The sequence below is a fragment of the Streptomyces sp. NPDC001532 genome (assembly GCF_040298625.1).
Taxonomy (GTDB): domain Bacteria; phylum Actinomycetota; class Actinomycetes; order Streptomycetales; family Streptomycetaceae; genus Streptomyces.
The window spans coordinates 145,580-165,675 of sequence record NZ_JBEPAL010000005.1; the positions used below are offsets into that span (position 1 = coordinate 145,580).

At 71.9% G+C, this 20,096-nt stretch carries 12 protein-coding genes; 2 read left to right on the top strand and 10 right to left on the bottom strand.

The annotated features are described in order from the left end of the window. Positions 1 to 212: 212 nt before the first annotated feature. Entirely contained in the window at positions 213 to 809 is a 597-nt protein-coding gene (locus ABT232_RS07480; protein ID WP_351837208.1) for a hypothetical protein, read from the bottom strand. A 515-nt stretch (positions 810 to 1,324) separates the two neighbouring features. On the opposite strand from ABT232_RS07480, the gene ABT232_RS07485 reads away from it, so the two are divergent. Next, positions 1,325 to 2,197: an SAM-dependent methyltransferase gene (locus ABT232_RS07485; RefSeq protein WP_351837211.1), complete on the top strand. Its 873-nt coding sequence runs from the start codon at positions 1,325 to 1,327 to the stop codon at positions 2,195 to 2,197. An 18-nt stretch (positions 2,198 to 2,215) separates the two neighbouring features. Here ABT232_RS07485 and ftsH read toward each other — a convergent pair whose 3' ends face one another. From ftsH to nsdA, 6 genes are all read right to left on the bottom strand, one after another. After that, positions 2,216 to 4,156, bottom strand: a complete 1,941-nt coding sequence (ftsH, locus tag ABT232_RS07490; RefSeq protein ID WP_351837214.1) for an ATP-dependent zinc metalloprotease FtsH — start codon at positions 4,154 to 4,156, stop codon at positions 2,216 to 2,218. Positions 4,157 to 4,258: 102 nt separating this feature from the next. After that, positions 4,259 to 5,812, bottom strand: a complete 1,554-nt coding sequence (gene ffh / locus ABT232_RS07495; RefSeq protein WP_351837217.1) for a signal recognition particle protein — start codon at positions 5,810 to 5,812, stop codon at positions 4,259 to 4,261. Between the two features lie 120 nt (positions 5,813 to 5,932). Next, the gene (locus tag ABT232_RS07500) at positions 5,933 to 8,395 is read right to left on the bottom strand and encodes a [protein-PII] uridylyltransferase (protein WP_351837220.1); all 2,463 of its coding nucleotides are present in this window, start codon (positions 8,393 to 8,395) and stop codon (positions 5,933 to 5,935) included. 63 nt (positions 8,396 to 8,458) lie between these two features. Then, complete coding sequence (locus ABT232_RS07505; RefSeq protein ID WP_003997576.1) at positions 8,459 to 8,797, bottom strand: P-II family nitrogen regulator; 339 nt, start codon at positions 8,795 to 8,797, stop codon at positions 8,459 to 8,461. Beyond that, positions 8,794 to 10,137: an ammonium transporter gene (locus tag ABT232_RS07510; protein ID WP_351837223.1), complete on the bottom strand. Its 1,344-nt coding sequence runs from the start codon at positions 10,135 to 10,137 to the stop codon at positions 8,794 to 8,796. The genes ABT232_RS07505 and ABT232_RS07510 overlap by 4 nt, the downstream gene beginning before the upstream one ends. 344 nt (positions 10,138 to 10,481) lie before the next feature. Further along, on the bottom strand, positions 10,482 to 11,957 hold the full coding sequence (gene nsdA, locus ABT232_RS07515) for a transcriptional repressor NsdA (RefSeq protein WP_351837226.1): 1,476 nt from the start codon (positions 11,955 to 11,957) through the stop codon (positions 10,482 to 10,484). A 457-nt stretch (positions 11,958 to 12,414) separates the two neighbouring features. Here nsdA and ABT232_RS07520 point away from each other — a divergent pair, with 457 nt between their 5' ends. Beyond that, a complete protein-coding gene (locus ABT232_RS07520; RefSeq protein WP_351837228.1) occupies positions 12,415 to 13,077 on the top strand; it encodes a bifunctional DNA primase/polymerase in 663 nt (220 codons plus the stop codon). 189 nt (positions 13,078 to 13,266) lie between these two features. On the opposite strand, the gene ftsY is transcribed toward ABT232_RS07520, so the two are convergent. From ftsY to smc, 3 genes are all read right to left on the bottom strand, one after another. Continuing rightward, the gene (gene ftsY, locus ABT232_RS07525) at positions 13,267 to 14,469 is read right to left on the bottom strand and encodes a signal recognition particle-docking protein FtsY (protein WP_351837231.1); all 1,203 of its coding nucleotides are present in this window, start codon (positions 14,467 to 14,469) and stop codon (positions 13,267 to 13,269) included. Between the two features lie 172 nt (positions 14,470 to 14,641). After that, on the bottom strand, positions 14,642 to 16,057 hold the full coding sequence (locus ABT232_RS07530) for a sugar porter family MFS transporter (RefSeq protein WP_351837233.1): 1,416 nt from the start codon (positions 16,055 to 16,057) through the stop codon (positions 14,642 to 14,644). Positions 16,058 to 16,335: 278 nt separating this feature from the next. Next, entirely contained in the window at positions 16,336 to 19,944 is a 3,609-nt protein-coding gene (gene smc, locus ABT232_RS07535; RefSeq protein ID WP_351837236.1) for a chromosome segregation protein SMC, read from the bottom strand. Positions 19,945 to 20,096: the final 152 nt, after the last annotated feature.

The following is a 20,096-nucleotide window of genomic DNA, read 5'->3' on the forward strand; positions in this document are numbered from 1 at the left end:
ATGGACGCGTCAGCCGGAGGAGAGAGGGGTCCTGTGCGGCTGTCGAGTACAGCTGACCATTCTGCCACACCGCGCGGGGCGGTCCGACCGAGGGCGGGCGCCCGGGCAGGCCGGAGGCGCGCCCGGCGTCTCATGACCCTACGCCGGGCGCGTTCCCGGTGAGCGCGGGGGCCCGGCGAACCCGGACCCGGCTGCCACGAGCAGCCGGGACCTCAGCTCGCCGCGGCACCCACGATCTCGGGGATCCGGAACGGCTTGCCGCACCCTCCGCAGACGATCGGGGCCTGCGCCAGGACGGACGGCACGACACGGACGTTGCGGCCGCAGTCGCACACGGCCTTGACCCGGACGCCTCCGCCCGAGGATCCGTGCCGGGCTGCCGGGCCGCGGAAGCTGCGGGCGGTGTCGGCCGAGGTGGCCGCCGTGTGGGCCTTCAGGGCCCGCTGGAGGCGCTCGATGGTCGGACGGTAGCGGCGCTTGGCCTCGGGGTTGAGCGTGACCAGCGAGAAGCCGCTGCTGGGATGCGGTTCCTCGGGGTGGTCCAGGCCCAGCTCCTCGGCGATCGCGAGGAATCGGCGGTTGTGGTAGCGGCCGGCGCGGGAGGTGTCGCGGATTCCGCGCGCGGCGGCGATGCCATGGACTGCCTCATGAAGCAGTCGCTCGAAGGAGAGCTCGTGCCCGCAGGCGGACGACGACTCCCCGATCAGGGACTCGGGCGCGGCAAGGTCGGGCAGCTCGGGGTGGTACCGCTGAATGTCGGCCCACGCCTGTGCCAGCTCTGCGGCGAGAACAGGTGGTGTCGTGCTCACGTAATGACAACGAGCCGGAGTCCCGCTGTGTTCCTATTCCGGGCCATCCCAAATAATTTGCACGTACCCGTCAGTTGCCGCTGATGCGTCCTGACGAGGGCGGGTGCGCTGATCTGCGGAGAAGCCACACAGCTCATCACAAGGTGGTACGTAGCCTGACGCCCCGGCGTGTACTCCCTGCCCGTGCGCCGGGGTGCGGGTCGCTCGCCGGTGCGCAAGGGGCGTTTCGGCCGCCTCGTGTGCTTCGGTCAGCGCCACCGGCCCCCGTGACGTTACCGGGTGCCGCGCAGGCCCTCCGCACCGCCCCGTCCCCGCAGGACCAGACACCCTACGGCCCCAGGTTGCGGGGATGTGAATTCTCGCCACGTCGGCCTCGGATCCCCAACCTTGGGGCCCTCACCACTGGACGCCGCCGCGAGCCGGGAGTTTCCTGGCATACGGGGGGCGAGCGCACGTCACGGGGGTTCGAGGCAACGGGGACAGCGGCAGATTCCGGCGGAATGGGGCGCTTACATATGACACCTACGCTCGTGCGTCAGCACCCGGTGACGGGACAGGCATCCCGCGTGGACTTCAGTGCCCGCGCGCGTGACTGGTCCGAGATCCAGGAGCGGATGCTCGTACCGCTCTACGAGGCCGTCTACGAGCGATTGGACGTGGGCCCCGGCGCACGCCTGCTCGGCCTCGGCTGCGGCAGCGGGCTGGCCCTGCTGATGGCGGCCTCCAGAGGCGCGCAGGTCGCCGGGGTGGAGGCCGGCTCACCCGAACGGCTCACGCTCGCGCGGGAGCGGCTGGCCGGGGAGACCCGGTCCACGCGCGAGGGGGCGGACGCTCCCGCGCTCGGCGGCTCCCTCGGCGAACTGGACTCCCGTACGGGCCGGGGCGGTGCGCCGGCTCGCCCGTACGACCTCGTGACGGCCTTCGAGCCGATCGGGTGCCGCGCCGGTGACGCGGACGGCCTCGCCGGTCTGCTCACCTCGGCGGTCCCGTTCGCGGCGCGCGGCGCCGCGGTGGTGCTGGCGGGCTGGGGGCCGCCGGAGCGCTGTGCGACGACGGCCGTGCTGCGGGTGGCCGACAAGCTGGCCGATCCCTCTCGCGGTGCCGGGCGCTGGCGTCCGGCACTGCGTGACGACCTGGAGGAGGTCGCCGAGCGCGCCGGTCTGCGCCCGGACGGCTCCGGACGGGTCGCCTGCCCCTTCGGGTACGCCGGCCTGGACAGCGCGGTGCGCGGGCTGCTCTCCACCGGGCTGTTCGACGCGGCGGTCGCCGCCACCGATCCGGCCCAGGTCGAGGAGGAACTGCGCGAGGCCCTGCGCCCGTACCGCCGCCCGGACCGGACGGTGTGGATGCCGAACGTCTTCCGCTATCTGGTGGCCCGGGTGCCCTAGCCGGGCACCCCGGCGCAGTCAGGCCTCGGCGTCCTTGTGGGGGCGCAGGATGCCGGCGATCCGGTAGGCGTCCGCCTCCTCCAGCGTCTCGCGCTCCAGCAGCGCCTGAGCCAGGTCGTCCAGTTGGCCCCGGTGGTCGCGCAGCTTGCGGCAGGCCTCCTCGTAGCAGTCGTCGACGATGCGGCGCATCTCGCCGTCGATCACGTCCAGGGTCTGGGGCGCGGCGGCGAGGCCGTACGCCTGCTGCGCGTCGTTGGGCAGGGCGGAGAACCGGCCGACCCGCTCGCTCATGCCCCAGCGGGCCACCATGCCGCGGGCGATGTTGGTGACCTGTTCCAGGTCGTTCTCGGCGCCGGTGGTGATCATGTCGAAGACGACGTGCTCGGCCGCCATCCCGCCGAGCGCGCCGATGATCCGTCCGCGCAGGTACTCCTCGGTGTACGCGTACTTGTCCGAGTCCGGGGTGGACAGGGTCACGCCGAGGGCCCGGCCGCGCGGCACGATGGTGATCTTGCGGACCGGGTCGGCGCCGGGCTGGAGCATGCCGAGGAGGGCGTGTCCGCTCTCGTGGTACGCGGTGCGGCGGCGCTCCTCCAGAGGCATCACCAGCGCGCGTTCGGCGCCCAGCTGGACCTTCTCCAGGGCCTCGGAGAGGTCGGTGGCCGTCACGGTCCGCTGGTGGCGTTTGACGGCGAGCAGGGCGGCCTCGTTGGCGAGGTTGGCCAGTTCCGCGCCGGTCATGCCGGGGGTGGTGCGGGCGACCTGGGCGAGGTCGACGTCGTCGGCCAGCGGGATCTCACGGGTGTGGATGCGCAGGATGGCCTCCCGGCCGCCGCGGTCCGGCGGCGAGACGTTGACCACCCGGTCGAAGCGGCCGGGGCGGGTCAGCGCCGGGTCGAGGATGTCCGCGCGGTTGGTCGCCGCGATCACGATCACGCCCTCGGAGCCGGAGAAGCCGTCCATCTCCGTGAGGATCTGGTTCAGCGTCTGCTCCCGCTCGTCGTGGCCGCCCACCGAGGCGCCGCCGCCGCGCGCGCGGCCGATGGTGTCGATCTCGTCGATGAAGATGATCGACGGCGCCACCTTGCGCGCCTCCGTGAACAGCTCGCGCACCCGGGAGGCGCCGACGCCGACGATCATCTCGATGAACTCGGAGGCGGACGCCGAGAAGAACGGCACCCCGGCCTCGCCCGCGACGGCCCGCGCGAGCAGTGTCTTGCCGGTGCCGGGCGGTCCGGCGAGCAGCACGCCGCGCGGCATCTTGGCGCCCATCCGCCGGTAGGCGTCGGGGTTCTTCAGGAAGTCGACGACGTCGTTCAGCTCGCCGGCGACCTCGTCGATGCCGGCCACGTCCGCGAACGTGGTCCGTTTCTCCCCGGACTCCAGCTCGACCGGTTTGGGCGGTGTCTTGCGGCCGAACATGCCGCCCGGGCCGCCCATCCCGGTGCGCATCCGCCGCGCGATGACGATCCACAGCACGACCAGGATCAGCATCGGCGCCAGCGAGATCAGCAGGTTGACCAGCAGGCTGCGCTGCTGGACCACCGGTTCGGCGGTGACGGTGACGTCGTTCCTGGTGAGGTCCTCCCACAGCTGGTCGTCCGCGAAGGCGGGCCGCTGGGTCTGGAACTTGGTGTAGGTGCCGTCGTCGCCGGGGGCGTCCCGGGCCGTCTTCAGCTGGCCCTGGATCGCGTCGCCCTTGGAGTAGATCTTGCTGACGTTGCCTTCCTCGACCTGTCTGCTGAACTCCGTGTACGAGATCGTCGGCTCGTCGCCGTCCCGGTAGAAGGACAGCACGAGGTTGGCGATCAGGAAGACGATCAGTGCGGCGGCGGCCAGGCCCCACCAGCCGCCGCGTATCCGCCGTCCGCCGGAGGGCGGCTTGGACGGCTCCTCTGGAGTGCCCTCGGTGCGCCACGGCTTCTCCGGGGACTTGCGCGGGGGCGCAGCGTTGCTCATATCGGGACGTTACGTCAGGAAAGCCGCGATGGCATCGGCTGCGTACGACGCTGGGGCGCCCCTCGTGCCGAGGAGCGCCCCAGGGACGGGTGAACGGGCAGGTCAGCCCATGAACTTCTTGAACTCGTCCGGCAGCTCGAAGTCCTGCGGGGCCTGCTGGCCCGGCACCCCGAACGCGCCGCCGTTCTGCGCGGCGGCCGCACGGCGGGCGACCTCCTCCTGCTCCTGCTGCTTGCGCTTCATCGGGTTGCCCGAGCGCTGCTTGCCCTTGGCCTTCTTCGGCTGCTTCTTGCTGCGGCCGGGGCCGCCGCCCATGCCCGGCATGCCCGGCATGCCCGGCATCCCGCCGCCCTGCGCCATGCGGGACATCATCTTGCGGGCCTCGAAGAACCGCTCGACGAGGTTCTTCACCGCGCTGACCTCGACACCGGAGCCCTTGGCGATACGGGCGCGGCGGGAGCCGTTGATGATCGTCGGGTCCTGGCGCTCGGCCGGGGTCATCGACTTGATGATCGCGGCGGTGCGGTCGACGTCCCGCTCGTCGAGGTTGTTGATCTGGTCCTTGATCTGGCCCATGCCGGGCAGCATGCCGAGCAGCTTGCTGATGCTGCCCATCTTCCTGACCTGCTCCATCTGGGACAGGAAGTCGTCGAGCGTGAAGTCCTGGCCCTTCTTGGACGCCAGCTTGGAGGCCATCTTGGCGGCCTCTTCCTGGCTGAAGGTCTTCTCCGCCTGCTCGATCAGGGTGAGCAGGTCACCCATGTCGAGGATGCGGGAGGCCATCCGGTCCGGGTGGAAGGCGTCGAACTCGTCGAGCTTCTCGCCGTTCGAAGCGAACATGATCGGCTTGCCGGTGATCTGCCGGATCGACAGCGCGGCACCACCGCGGGCGTCGCCGTCGAGCTTGGAGAGCACCACGCCGTCGAAGCCGACGCCGTCGCGGAAGGCCTCGGCGGTGTTGACCGCGTCCTGGCCGATCATCGCGTCGACGACGAAGAGGATCTCGTCCGGGGACACCGCGTCCCGGATGTCCGCGGCCTGCTGCATCATCTCCTGGTCGATGCCGAGGCGGCCGGCGGTGTCGACGATGACGATGTCGTGGACCTTGGACTTGGCGAACTCGATGGAGTCCTTGGCGACCTTGACCGGGTCGCCGACGCCGTTGCCCGGCTCGGGCGCGTAGACCGCGACACCGGCGCGGTCGGCGACGACGCTGAGCTGGTTGACGGCGTTGGGGCGCTGGAGGTCGCAGGCGACCAGCAGCGGCGAGTGGCCCTGCTCCTTCAGCCAGCGGCCGAGCTTGCCCGCGAGCGTGGTCTTACCGGCACCCTGGAGACCGGCGAGCATGATCACGGTCGGCGGCTGCTTGGCGAAGCGCAGCCGGCGGGTCTCGCCGCCGAGGATGGTGACCAGCTCGTCGTTGACGATCTTGAGGACCTGCTGGGCGGGGTTCAGCGCCTTGGAGACCTCGGCGCCGAGCGCGCGCTCCTTGACGTTCTTGATGAACGTCCGGACGACCGGCAGGGCCACGTCCGCTTCCAGGAGCGCGATGCGGATCTCGCGCGCGGTGGCGTCGATGTCCGCCTCGGAAAGCCGTCCCTTGCCGCGCAGGTTCTTGAAAGTCGCTGAGAGGCGATCGGAGAGAGTATCGAACACGGCGCTCGCGGTCCTCGGGGTCGGTGACGGGCGGATGAATCGCCCTCCAGGGTATCCGGACGGCTGCGGTGGGGTCTCCACCGCGTTGCCACGCCGGCGAGGACCCCGCGCTCGCGGGCGTCACCCGCGCAGCATCTCCTCCAGCTTCCGCGCCACCGCCGTGGCCTCGTCCGCGGGCAGCGGTACGCCGTCGGAGCCGGTGACGTAGAACGCGTCGACCGCGTTCGCGCCGAGCGTGGAGGCGTGCGCGCTGCGCACCCGGACCTTCGCGTCCTCCAGGGCCCGCCCGATGCGGAACAGCAGGCCGGGCGCGTCCTGGGCACGGACCTCGATCACCGTGGCGTGCCGGGAGGCGGCGGAGGCGACCGTCACCCGCGCCGGCGGTGCCACGACCCCGCGGCGGCGTGGATAGGCGGCGTCGCGTTCGGCCAGCCGGGCGGCGATGTCCAGGCTGCCGTCCAGCGCCCGTACGAGGTCCGCGCGCAGCCGGGCGGCCTGGGGCAGGGAGCCGTACTCGGCCGCCACCCGCCAGTCGAGCAGCAGCACCGAGCCGCCGACGCCGTCGGGCAGCTCCAGGGCGCGCAGCTCGGCGGTGCGGACGGTGAGGCGGTGCACGGCCAGGACTCCGGCGACGGCGGGCAGCACGCCCGGCTGGTCGGGTACGGCGATGAGCAGTTCGACGCCCAGCGGCTCGGGGTCGCCGGCCGCCGGCTCCGCCTCCGCCGCCGGGGGCTCGGTCTGCGCCCGCAGCGACAGCACCGGGCCGCCGGTGCGGTACGCCTCGACGGCGAGCCGTTCCTGCTCGGCGGTGGGCGCGGCGGCCTCGGGCTCCTCGGGGGCGTCGCCCGCGAGCACCGCGGAGACGCGTTTCACCAGGTCGGCGACGAGGGAGCCGCGCCAGGACGACCAGGCGGCCGGTCCGGTGGCCAGGGCGTCGGCCTCGGTGAGGGCGTGCAGCAGTTCGAGGGTGCTCTGGGTGCCGACCGCCTCGGCGACCGACCGGACGGTGGCCGGGTCCTCAAGGTCGCGCCGGGTGGCGGTCTCCACGAGCAGCAGATGGTGGCGTACGAGGGCGGCGAGCACGGCCACGTCGTCGCGGTCGAAGCCGATCCGGCCGGCCACGTCGCGGGCGATGATCTCGCCGGCGACCGAGTGGTCGCCGGGCCAGCCCTTGCCGATGTCGTGCAGCAGCGCGGCGACCAGCAGCAGGTCGGGACGGCTGACCCGGCGGGTGAACTCGGAGGCGCGCACGGCCGTCTCGATGAGGTGCCGGTCGACGGTCCAGATGTGCACGGCGTTGCGCTGCGGCCGGCAGCGCACCCGCTCCCAGTCGGGCAGCAGCCGGGTGATCAGCCCCTCGGCCTCCAGTGCCTCCCACACCTCGACGGTCGGGCGGCCGGAGCCGAGCAGGGTGACGAGCTGTTCGCGGGCCTCGGCGGGCCAGGGCGTGGGCAGCGGGCGCACGGTCGAGGCCAGTCGCCGCACGGCGTGCAGGGAGAGCGGGAGTCCGGCCTGCGCGGCGGCGGCCGCGGCACGCAGCGGAAGCACGGGGTCGCGTTCGGGGCGCGCGGCGCGGGCGAGCACCACCTCGCCGTCCTGTTCCACGACACCTTCGGCCAGCGGGGAGCGCTCGGCGACGGGCTTGCCGCCGCCCAGCATGGCGCGCAACCGGGGCCGCACGGCGCGCGAGCGCAGCACGCGCCCCACTTCACGCCAGGTGACATCACTGGCGTACGAGATGAGCCGCGCCGCCTCGTACACCTGCCGCAGCAGGGTGTCGGCGTCGAGCAGGCCAAGCTCGGCGGCGACCTGGTCCTGCTCCTGGAGGGCGAGCCGGTCGGTGGCGCGCCCGGTGGCGAGGTGCAGGGCGTCCCGCACGTCGAGGAGCCGGCGCCGGGCGTCGGCCAGGCCCTCGCGCGGGGCGTCGGCCAGCCAGGAGGCGGCGACGGCACGCAGCGCGGTGGCGTCCCTGAGGCCGCCGCGGGCCTCCTTCAGATCCGGTTCCAGCAGGTATTGGAGCTCGCCCTGGCGTTTCGCGCGCTCGGCGCACAGCTCCTGGAGCTCGGGCAGGCGCTTGGGCGCCTGGTTGCGCCAGTCGGCGAGGACGGCCGTGCGCAGTCCGGCGGTGAGACCGAGGTCACCGGCGAGGTGTCGGGCGTCCAGGAGACCGAGCTGGACCTTCAGGTCCTCGCCGGCGGTCTTGCGGGCCTCGGCCGGGGTGCGCACCGAGTGGTCGAGCGCGAGTCCGAGGTCCCATACGGGGTACCAGAGGCGGTCGGCGAGGGCGGCGATCGCGTCGGCGTCGGCGCCGTCGTGGAGCAGCAGCAGGTCGAGGTCGCTGCGCGGCGACAGCTCCCCGCGGCCGTAGCCGCCGACGGCGATGAGCGAGACGCCCTTCAGCCCGCCGCCCGCCGCGACTCCCGCGTCGAACAGCCCCGACAGCCAGTCGTCGGTCAGCTCGGAGAGGGCGGTACGGCGCGGCGGCCCGGACCGCGCCCCCTCCTGGAGGAGGCGCAGCCGGGCCGCCGCGTAGCCGCTGGGTCCCGAGTCCTCTGCTTCCGTACGTGCGTCCGTACTCGTCACCCAGCGACTCCTGTTCTCTTCGTCAGAGCGCGTTCCGCCGGATCGCTTCCGGCGCGCTTCTCGTCAGAGCGCGTCCGGGCCGCGCTCGCCGGTGCGGACCCGCACGGCCGTCTCGACCGGGAGGGACCAGACCTTGCCGTCACCGATCTTGCCGGTGCGGGCCGCCTTGACGATGACGTCGATCAGCTGCTCGGCGTCGTCGTCCTCGGCCAGCACCTCGATGCGGATCTTGGGGACCAGGTCGACGGTGTACTCGGCACCCCGGTAGACCTCGGTGTGTCCCCGCTGACGACCGTAGCCGCTCGCCTCGGTGACCGTCAGGCCGTGCACGCCGAAGGCCTGGAGGGCTTCCTTGATCTCGTCGAGCCGGTGGGGCTTCACGACGGCGGTGATGAGCTTCATGCGTCCACCTTCTTGTTCTCGGCCTGGGCGACCGGGGTGGCGGGCACGGAGGCGGAGCGGGAGGTGCCGCCGCCGGCGCCGCTGAAGTCGTATGCGGTCTCCGCGTGCTCGGCCTGGTCGATGCCGGTCACCTCGTCGTCCTCGGGGACCCGCATGCCGATCGTCTTGTCGAGGACGAAGGCGAGGATCGCGGAGACGACCAGGGAGTAGGCGAGGACCGCGAAGACACCGGCGGCCTGCTTGCCCAGCTGGGCGGCGTCGCCGCCGTAGAAGAGGCCCTTGACGTCGGACTGGCCCTCGCCGGAGGCGAAGAAGCCGATGAGCAGCGAGCCGACGACACCGCCGACGAGGTGGACGCCGACGACGTCGAGGGAGTCGTCGTAGCCGAACTTGTACTTCAGGCCGACGGCCATGGCGCACAGCAGACCGGCGATGGCGCCGACCGCGATCGCGCCGAGCGGGTCGACCGCGCCGCCGGCCGGGGTGATGGCGACCAGACCGGCGACGGCACCGGAGGCGGCACCGAGGGTGGTGAACGCGCCGTGCCGCAGCTTCTCGTAGATCAGCCAGGCGAGCATGGCGGCGGCGGTGGCGACCTGGGTGTTGACGAACATCAGGGAGCCGACGCCGTCGTCGTTGCCGAGCCAGGAGCCCGCGTTGAAGCCGAACCAGCCGAACCACAGCAGACCGGCGCCGAGCATGACCAGCGGCAGGCTGTGCGGGCGCATCGGGTCCTTCTTGAAGCCGACCCGCTTGCCGATGACGAGGATCACGCCGAGCGCGGCGGCACCGGCGTTGATGTGGACCGCCGTACCACCGGCGAAGTCGATCACGCCCAGCTCGAAGGCCCAGCCGCCGGTGCCCCAGACCCAGTGGGCGACGGGGAAGTAGACGACGGTGGCCCACAGCGCGATGAACAGCGCCCAGGCGGTGAACTTGACCCGGTCGGCGAGGGCACCGCTGATCAGGGCCGGGGTGATGATCGCGAACATCAGCTGGAAGACGGCGAAGACGAGGACCGGGATGGTGTAGCCGTCCCAGATCGCGTCCTTGTCGATGCCCGTGAAGCCGACGTAGTCGGAGTTCCAGGCGAGGATTCCGCCGGAGTCGTTACCGAAGGCCATGGAGAAGCCGTACAGCACCCACAGGATGGTGACGATGCCCAGGCTGATGAAGCTCATCATCAGCATGTTCAGGGTGCTCTTGACCCGGACCATGCCTCCGTAGAAGAAGGCCAGGGCCGGGGTCATCAACATCACAAGGGCGGAGCAGATGAGCATGAAGCCGGTGTTGGCGGCAGAGATCTGCGGCTCTGCGGCAAGCGTGATGGCTGGTGCCATCGGCGTCTCCTCGTCGTTGGATACGGCCCCGTGCGGGCGAAGCCTGGAGCGGAGTGAGGGGTGGGCCGGTTATGCGCCAAGAGATTGGCGCAGCGCGGTTTCGGTGGAAGCCCCTCGTTGTTTCGCGGCGGTGACGAAGGCGCCGTGCGTGTTACGCGTCGATGAATTGGCAGATCTCGGGCCGCGCGATCGTTATCGTGGCGCAACCTTCGAAGGAAGCAAGAAACCGGCCGCGGGCGGCCTTCCGATGACCTGGCGTGGGGGAGCCGAGTCGGGCAGTTCGGGAGGGCCGGCCGCGGCCGGGGCTTGGGGTGGAGCGGTCTCTCAGACCGCCGCCACGGTTCTCAGACCGCCTCCGCGGTCTCCGGCAGCTCGGCGGCGAGCTTGTCGGTGAGGTCGACGACCTCGGCGAGATCACCGAAGTCGCGGGCGGCGGTGTCGACGGTCTTTCGGATACGAGTGTTCACCCGTTCGGAGCGGACCTTCTTGGCGATGTGCATGGCCTGTTCGGCGAAGACGGCGCTCTTCTCCGGCTCGCGCTGGAGCAGATGGACGCTGGCCATGCCGATGAGGTTCAGCGCGTACGACCGCTGGTGCTCGGTGTCCTGGGCGAACAGCTCGACGGCCCGCTGCATCAGCGGCTCGGCCAGGGAGGCGTAGGTGGGGCTGCGGCCGGCGACATAGGCGAGATCGCGGTAGGAGTGGCTGTTCTCGCCGTACAGCTCGGCCTCGGAGAAGAAGCGGATCCAGTCGGGGTCCGGCTCGTCCCAGTCGTCGGCCTCGGCGAAGGTGTCCTCGGCCATCCGCACGGCCCGTTTGGTCTTGCCGGGCTGGCCCATGTTGGCGTAGGCGCGGGCCTCCATCGCATACAGCATCGACTGGGTGCGCGGGCTCGCGCAGTCGCGGCTGCCGTACTGCGCGAGGTGGATCAGCTCCAGGGCGTCCTCGGGCCGGCCCAGGTGGATCATCTGGCGGCTCATGCTGGACAGCACGTACGAGCCGAGGGGGCGGTCGCCGGCCTCCTTGGCGGCGTGCAGGGCGAGGACGAAGTACTTCTGGGCGGTGGGCTGGAGGCCCACGTCGTAGCTCATCCACCCGGCCAGTTCGGCCAGTTCGGCGGCGACCTTGAAGAGCTTGCGGGTGGTGGCCTGCGGCTGCGGCTCCTGGAGCAGGTCGGTGACCTCGTGCAACTGGCCGACGACCGCCTTGCGGCGCAGCCCGCCGCCGCACTGGGCGTCCCACTGCCGGAACATCACGGTGGTGGACTCCAGCAGGTCCAGCTCGGGCTTGGACAGCCGTCCGCGCGCGCGGGTGGTCGGCACGGCCTGGGGTTCCTGCGGCAGGGCGGGCGGGGCGGGGACGAGCCAGCGCTGCATGGGCTCGATGAGGGCCGGGCCCGCGGACAGGGCCAGCGAGGTTCCGAGGAAGCCGCGCCGCGCCAGCATCAGGTCGCTGCGCGAGAACTCGCTGAGCAGGGCCACCGTCTGCGGACCCGTCCAGGGCATGTCGACACCGGACGCGGAGGGTGACTGGCGGACGGTGCGCAGGCCCAGGTCCTCGACGGAGACGACGCAGCCGAACCGCTCGGAGAACAGCTCGGACAGGATCCTCGGGATCGGCTCGCGCGGGTTCTCGCCGTCGAGCCAGCGCCGGACCCGCGAGGTGTCCGTCGAGATGTGGTTGGCGCCCAACTGCCGTGCCCGGCGGTTGACCTGACGGGCGAGCTCGCCCTTCGACCAGCCGCTGCGCACGAACCACGAGCCCAACAGCTCATTCGGGCGCTTCTCAGCGTTCGTCCCGCTTCCGCCGTTGCCGCCCACTGGAACGCCCCCATCCCTCAGACCGCTTGTCATCGAGTGCGCCAAGCCTTATCAGAATGCCCGTCAAGCGGGCCGCCCGTCTCGGGATTGTCACCCTTCGAACGGGAATCCGACTTGCCTCCGGCATACCCACAGGGGCATGTGCCCCGACCTATCGTGCACTCAAAGTAATCCTACGATCACCCGTCCGGCCATGGCGAATCGGGAAACGCCACCATTCGCCACCCCTTCGAATGAACTCACGGCCGCCGCCACACGATTCACTTGACACAGGACAGGCGGTGATGAGCGGAGCGATGCACTCAGGGGCGCGCACCTCCGAGTGCACCACCCGGCACGCCTCCGGACGCCGAGTGGATCGCGCGGCACCGGGCAGCCGGGACGGGAGGACGTCACGTTCCGCAGTCGGCTCGATCCGCCTCGTAACCACCGGTGCGTCGGACCCGTTGGAGGGGGCATGGGCTTCACGATCGGCAGCAGTCGGGGCATCCGCGACATCCGGTCCGGCTCGCGCCGCCGCGGCCGCACCTCGGAGTGCACCGCCGTGGCCGAGTACACCGGACTGTGGGGATGGGACGTCGTCCCGGGCGCGCGGGCCGCCGCGGGCCTGTGCTCCTGCGGCCGCCCCGACTGCCGCGCACCGGGCGCGCATCCGCTGACGTTCGCCCCCAGGGTGCCGGCCGGCGCCACCCTCGACGAGGTGACCGACGCCTGGGCGGAGTTCCCGGGTGCGGCGGTGATGCTGCCGGTCGGCCAGGCGTTCGACGTGATCGAGGTGGCCGAGTCGGCCGGCCGGCGGGCCCTGGTCCGACTGGAGCGCATGGGCCTCCCCCTCGGCCCGGTGGCCGCCACCCCGGACGGCCGGGCCCACTTCCTCGTCGCCCCCGGGGCCGCGGCCGAGCTTCCCGCGCTGCTCTACCGGATGGGCTGGGACGACCCGAGCCTGGACCTGCGCGGGCTCGGCAAGGGCACCTTCATCACCGCGCCGCCCTCCGACCGCGGCGGCCTCGGCCCGGTCCGCTGGCTGCGCTCCCCCGCGCTGGACTCCGCGACCCGCCCGCCGGAGGCCCGGCTGCTGCTCGGCACGCTGGCCTACGTGGCGCACCGCTCACGGGCGTAGCGAGCACGGGCACCGCTCACGGGCGTAGCGAGCACGGACGGAGCGCGTACAGACGGAGTGCGCACGGACGAGGCACCGAGCGGACGCGGCTCTCCCGGCGCGACGCGGCGGCCCGTACGACGAAGCGCCCGTCCCCTTTGTTCACCAGGGGGCGGGCGCTTCGTGGTGCGGGCGGGTTCGCGGGTCCGCTCACTCTCCGATGAGCGCGTCGACGAACGCCTCCGGCTCGAACGGCGCGAGGTCGTCCGCGCCCTCGCCGAGGCCGATCAGCTTGACCGGGACACCCAGCTCGCGCTGGACGGCGACCACGATGCCGCCCTTGGCGGTGCCGTCGAGCTTGGTGAGCACGATGCCGGTGATGTCGACGACCTCGGCGAACACGCGGGCCTGCACGAGACCGTTCTGGCCGGTGGTGGCGTCGAGGACGAGCAGCACCTCGTCGAGCGGGGCGTGCTTCTCGACGACCCGCTTGACCTTGCCGAGCTCGTCCATGAGCCCGGTCTTGGTGTGCAGCCGCCCGGCCGTGTCGATGAGCACCACGTCGGCGCCGATCTCCTTGCCCTCCTTGACGGCGTCGAAGGCGACGGAGGCCGGGTCGCCGGCCTCGGGGCCGCGCACGGTGTGGGCGCCGACGCGCTCGCCCCAGGTCTGGAGCTGGTCGGCGGCGGCCGCGCGGAAGGTGTCGGCGGCGCCCAGGACGACGGAGTTGCCGTCGGCGACCAGGACACGGGCGAGCTTGCCGGTGGTGGTGGTCTTGCCGGTGCCGTTGACCCCGACGACCATCACGATGCCGGGCTTGCGGCCCTCGGGCTCGGTCTTCACGGTGCGGTCGAAGCCGGTGCCGACCAGCGTCAGCAGCTCCTCGCGCAGCAGGCCGCGCAGCTCCACGGGGGTGCGGGTGCCGAGCACCTTCACCCGCTCGCGCAGCCGCTCGACCAGCTCCTGAGTGGGCTGGACGCCGACGTCGGCGGTGAGCAGGGTGTCCTCGATCTCCTCCCAGGTGTCCTCGTCCAGGTGCTCGCGCGAGAGCAGCGTGAGCAGGCCCTTGCCCAGGGCGTTCTGGGAGCGGGAGAGGCGGGCGCGCAGGCGCACCAGGCGCCCGGCGGTGGGCTCCGGGATCTCGATCTCCGGAGCGACGACAGCGGGTGGCTCCTCGACGCCGACCGGGGCCGAGCCGCCCGGGAGGTCCACCTCCTCTATCGTGCGGCGCGGTTCCTCCTTCGGCGTCTCGGCCTCGTCGCCGACGTGCGGCTCGGCGGGAGGAGCGGTGAGGTCGGGCGTGGTGGGGGGCGGCGGGGGCAGCGACTTCTTCCGCCGGCTGCCGACCACGAGCCCGCCGAGCGCGCCGAGCACGACCACGGCGATGACTACAGCAAGGATGACGATGTCCATAACCCGTCCAGTATCAGCCATGGGCCTCGACCCGCCCCAGCTTGTGACACGCGGCCGCGGCGCGAAGACGTACTGCCCCGGCTCGTCGTGCGAGCCGGGGCAGTACGTCTTACGGGTATCGAGGAGCGGGCAGCGGGGACTTGGCCCTCTCCTCGACTTCCAGGAGGGCCGGTCAGCCCATGTCCTCCAGCTTCTTGCCCTTGGTCTCGGGCACGAACTTGAGGATGAACGGGATGGAGAGGAAGGCGAACACCGCGTACGCGACGTAGGTGAGCGAGAGGTTCCACTCCGAGAGGTCCGGGAAGGTGATGGTGATCACCCAGTTGGCGATCCACTGGGCCGAGGCGGCCACACCGAGCGCGGCGGCGCGGATCTTGTTCGGGAAGACCTCGCCGAGCATGACCCAGACGACCACACCCCAGGACAGGGCGAAGAAGAGCACGAACGCGTTGGCGGCGATCAGCGCCACGGCACCCTGCGCGGTCGGCAGCGGGTCGCTGCCGTGCTGGTAGGAGAAGGCCCAGGCGGCCAGCGCCAGCGAGATGCCCATGCCGACCGAGCCGATGAGCGCCAGCGGCTTGCGGCCGATGCGGTCGACGAAGATCATCGCGATCACGGTACCGATGATGTTGATGATCGAGGTCTCGAACGAGTAGAAGAAGGAGCTCGACGGGTCGACGCCGACGGACTGCCACAGCAGGTTCGAGTAGTAGAAGATGACGTTGATGCCGACCAGCTGCTGGAAGACGGAGAGGCCGATACCGATCCAGACGATCGGCAGCAGACCGAAGCGGCCGCCCAGCAGGTCCTTGAAGGTGGACTTGTGGTCGCTGCGCATCGCCAGGTCGATCTCGCTGACCCGGGCGTCCAGGTCGATGTCGCCCTCGACGTCGGCGAGCACCTTCTTGGCGTCGTCGGTACGGCCCACGCTGATCAGGTAACGCGGCGACTCGGGGATCGCGAAGGAGAGCAGGCCGTAGATCACGGCCGGCACCAGCATCACACCGAGCATCCACTGCCAGGCCTCCAGGCCGGCGATCTCGCCGCGCTCCTCACCGTCGGCCATGTTGAGGATGGCCCAGTTCACGAGCTGCGAGATGGCGATGCCGATGACGATGGCGGCCTGCTGGAACGAGGCGAGCCTGCCTCGGTAGGCGGGCGGGGCGACCTCGGCGATGTAGGCCGGGCCGATGACCGAGGCCATACCGATGGCTATGCCGCCGAGCACCCGCCAGGCGGCGAGGTCCCAGGCGGCGAACGGCAGACCGGAGCCCACCGCGCTCACGGCGAACAGGACGGCGGCGATCTGCATGACGCGGATACGGCCGATGCGGTCGGCGATCCGGCCCGCGACGGCCGCGCCCACGGCGCTGCCCAGCAGGGCGCAGGCGGCGACCGTTCCGGTGGCACCGGAGCTGAGGTCGAACCGGGCCTGGATGCCGCCGTTCGCACCGTTGATGACAGAGCTGTCGTAGCCGAACAGGAAACCGCCCATGGCGGCTGCGGCGGTGATGAAGACGACGTGCCCGAGATGTTCGGGGTGCGCCGACTTGGCTCCTGACTGAGGTGCCTGCGCTGTGCTGGTCACGTGGGTAACTCCTCGGGCCGCCGGCAGCGCTGCCGGCGTGGGGGCGAGCCCTTCCAGGCGGGGGGCGGGTCGAGTGCTCCCAGTGGTGCACAGGCCCCGGCCGCTCACACCTGAAGGTAAAAGCAACGTTGCAGAGACTATGCCTTCAGTTTTCGAAGTCAATAGGCCAAGACTGTAAGTTTTCAGCCACGCCAGATCAGTCTTGTGTTCACTTCTTGAAGGATGTGTGAGAGTAAGCAGGTCACGACTGGTGTAGACCGGTGCCCCGTAGCGCGCGATCAACGCAGGCGCTGGCTGATGACCTTCGACACACCGTCGCCCTGCATCGAGACGCCGTACAGCGCGTCGGCGACCTCCATCGTCCGCTTCTGGTGCGTGATGACGATGAGCTGCGAGGCCTCCTGCAACTCCTGCATGATCCGGATCAGCCGCTGGAGGTTGGTGTCGTCGAGCGCGGCCTCGACCTCGTCCATCACATAGAACGGACTGGGCCGGGCCTTGAAGATCGACACCAGCAGGGCCACAGCGGTCAGCGACCGTTCACCGCCCGACAGCAGGCTGAGCCGCTTCACCTTCTTGCCCGGCGGCCGGGCCTCGACGTCCACGCCGGTGGTGAGCATGTTGTCGGGGTCGGTCAGGATCAGCCGCCCCTCACCGCCCGGGAACAGCCTCCCGAACACACCCTCGAACTCGCGGGCCGTGTCCCGGTACGCCTCCGTGAAGACCTGCTCGACCCGCAGGTCGACCTCCTTCACGACCTGGAGCAGGTCCGCGCGGGTCTTCTTCAGGTCCTCCAGCTGCTCGCTGAGGAACTTGTGGCGCTCCTCGAGCGCCGTGAACTCCTCCAGAGCGAGCGGATTCACCTTCCCGAGCTGCTGATACGCCCGTTCGGCCGCCTTCAGCCGCTTCTCCTGCTCCGCGCGGACGAACGGCCTCGGCCGGTGCCGCGGATGCTCCGGATCCTCCGGCAGCTCCTCGCCCTCGGCCGGCGGCGAGGGCGGTACGAGCTGGTGCGGGCCGTACTCGCCGACCAGCCCCTCCGGCTCCACACCCAGCTCCTCCAGCGCCCGGGTCTCCAGCTGCTCGATCCGCAGCCGCTTCTCGGCACCCAGCACCTCGCCCCGGTGCACCGAGTCGGTGAGCTTGTCGAGCTCCGCCTTCAGATCCCGCCCGCGCGTACGGGCGGCGGCCAGCTCCCGCTCGCTGAGCGCCTTGGCGGCCTCCGCGGCGGTGCGTTCGGCGTCGGCGCGGGCCAGGGAGACCTCGACGTGCGCGAGCAGCACGCGGGCGCCCGCGGCGACGGCCTCGGCGACGGCCGCCTCGTGCCGCAGCCGGGCGCGCCGCTGCTCCGCACGCGCGCGTGCCTCACGTTCGGCACGGGCCGCGCGGTCCAGGGAGTCGGCACGTCCGGCCAGCCCTTTCACCCGCTCCTCGTGCGTACGGACCTGAAGCCGGGCCTCCATCTCGGTCTGCCGCGCGTTGGCGCCGTCGGCGGCGAGCCGGTCACGCACCGAGGTGTCCGGCTCCTCCTCGATCGGCAGCTCCTCGGCCACGGCGAGCCGCTCGGCCAGCTCCTCGGCCTCCTCCAGCGCCCGGTCCAGCGCCTCCTGCGCCCGCGCGGCCGCGGCGACCGACCGCTCCGCCTCACCCGCGGCACCGCGCGCCTGCCCGGCGAGCCGCCCCAGCTGCTGCGCCACGGCCGACTTCTCCCGGTCGGCGGCCCGGCGCCGCTCCCCCAGTTCCTCCACCAGCCCGGCACACTCCCGGCGCCGCTCGGCCGCCGCCCGCTGCGCCTCGGCCAGCTCCTCGCACCGCACCGCCAGCTCCGCGAGCTCGGTGGCGGCCTCGTCCACGGAGGCCTGCACCTCCAGCAGACTCGGCGCCCCCGCGGACCCGCCGTGCGCGAAGTACGCCCCCAGCAGGTCCCCTTCCGCGGTCACCGCGGTCAGCTCGGGCCGCGCGTAGACCAGCTCCTCGGCCTCCTCCAGGGTCCCCACGACCACGATGCCCCGCAGCAACCGCCGTACGGCGGGCATCAGCTCGCCGGGAGCGCGGACGAGGTCGGCGGCGGCTCGCGGAGCCCTCTGGCCCTCCGAAGCATCCCGCTCCTCCTCACTCCCTCGCTCCTCCCCGGCCCCACGCTCCTCCGGGGCTCCGGGTTCCTCCGGGCCCCCCGCCAGCAGCAGCGCGGCCCGGCCGCCGTCCTGTTTGCGGAGCAGGCGAATCGCTTCGGCGGCCATCGCGGGAGTGGTCACCGCGATGGCGTCGGCGGCGGCGCCGAACGCCGCGGCGAGGGGCACCTCGTAGCCGGGTGTCACGGTGAGGAGTTCGGCGGCGGGGCCCAGCAGACCGGTGAGACGGTCCCGCGCGGCGAGCAGCGCGCCGGTGCCGTCCTTGCGGCGCAGGCCCAGGGCCAGGGCCTCGTGGCGGGCGTGGGTCGCGGCCCGGCTGCGTTCGGCGGCGGTGACGGCCTCGCGGGCGGCGGCGTGCGCGGCCTCGGCCTCGGCGAGCCGCGCCTTGGCGTCCTCGTGCCGCTCGGCCAGCTCCGCGTCGCCCGCGTCGAGCCCGTCGACCTCGGCCTTCAGCGCCTCGTACTCCTCCTGCGCGGCGACGGCCCGCTCCTGCGCCTCGTCACGGGCGGCGGCCAGCCGGTCGATCTCGGACTGGGCGGCGGCCGCCCGCGAGCGGGCCGCGTTGACCTGGCCGTTCAGCCGGGCCAGCCCTTCGCGCCGGTCGGCGATCGCCCGGGCGACGTCCTTGAGGCGGCGTTCCTCCGCGGCCAGCTCGCGCTCCAGTTCGGCGCGGTGCGCGACCGTGTCCTCCAGCGCGTGCTGCGCCGCGTCCAGGGCCGCCTCCAGTTCCGCCTCCTGCTCGCGGACCCTCGCGGCCTCGCGCTCCAGGTCCTCGGGGTCGCGGCCGCGCCGTTCCTCGGGCGGGGCGGAGGTGGCGCTCTTGACCCGCGCCTCGGCCAGCGAGACGGTGCCGCGCACCCGCTCGGCGAGCTGGGACAGCTCGTACCAGGTGTGCTGGGCGCGCTGGAGGCGCGGGGTGAGCCGGCGCACCTCGTCCTCCAGCAGGGCCTCGCGCTGGAGCGCCTTGCGCAGCTCCTCCTCGGCCGTCTCCTTGCGTTCCTTCAGCGCGGCCTCGTCGGCGACCTCGGCCCGCAGTGCCTCGCGCAGCCGTACGAGGTCGTCGGCCAGGAGGCGCAGCCGGGCGTCGCGCAGGTCGGCCTGGATGACGGCGGCCCGGCGGGCGACGGCGGCCTGGCGGCCCAGCGGTTTCAACTGCCGGCGCAGTTCGTCCGTCAGGTCCTGCACGCGCGCGAGGTTGGCCTGCATCGCGTCCAGCTTCCGCAGCGCCTTCTCCTTGCGCTTGCGGTGCTTGAGGACGCCCGCGGCCTCCTCGATGAAGGCGCGGCGGCCCATGGGGTCGGCGTGCAGCACCGAGTCGAGCTGGCCCTGGCCGACGATGACGTGCATCTCGCGGCCGATGCCGGAGTCGGAGAGGAGTTCCTGGATGTCGAGCAGGCGGCAGGTGTCGCCGTTGATCTGGTACTCGCTGCCGCCGTTGCGGAACATGATCCGCGTGATGGTGACCTCGGCGTACTCGATGGGCAGCGCCCCGTCGGAGTTGTCGATGGTCAGCGACACCTCGGCCCGGCCGAGCGGCGGACGGCCGGTGGTGCCGGCGAAGATGACGTCCTCCATCTTGCCGCCGCGCAGCGACTTCGCGCCCTGTTCACCCATGACCCAGCTGAGCGCGTCCACCACGTTGGACTTGCCCGAGCCGTTCGGGCCGACGACGCAGGTGATGCCCGGCTCGAACCGGAGCGTGGTGGCCGAGGCGAACGACTTGAACCCGCGAAGGGTCAGGGCCTTGAGGTGCACGCCGCCGGACTCTACCCGCCGGGGTTGTCTCACTCCACGAACGCGCGGTTTCGCCGGTGAACGCGCAGGGCACACCAGACGTTATAGAAGCTGAAGGATGCCGGGGGGAAAGAAAGAAGGGACGCCGAGGCGTCCCTTGCAATTTCTGACAG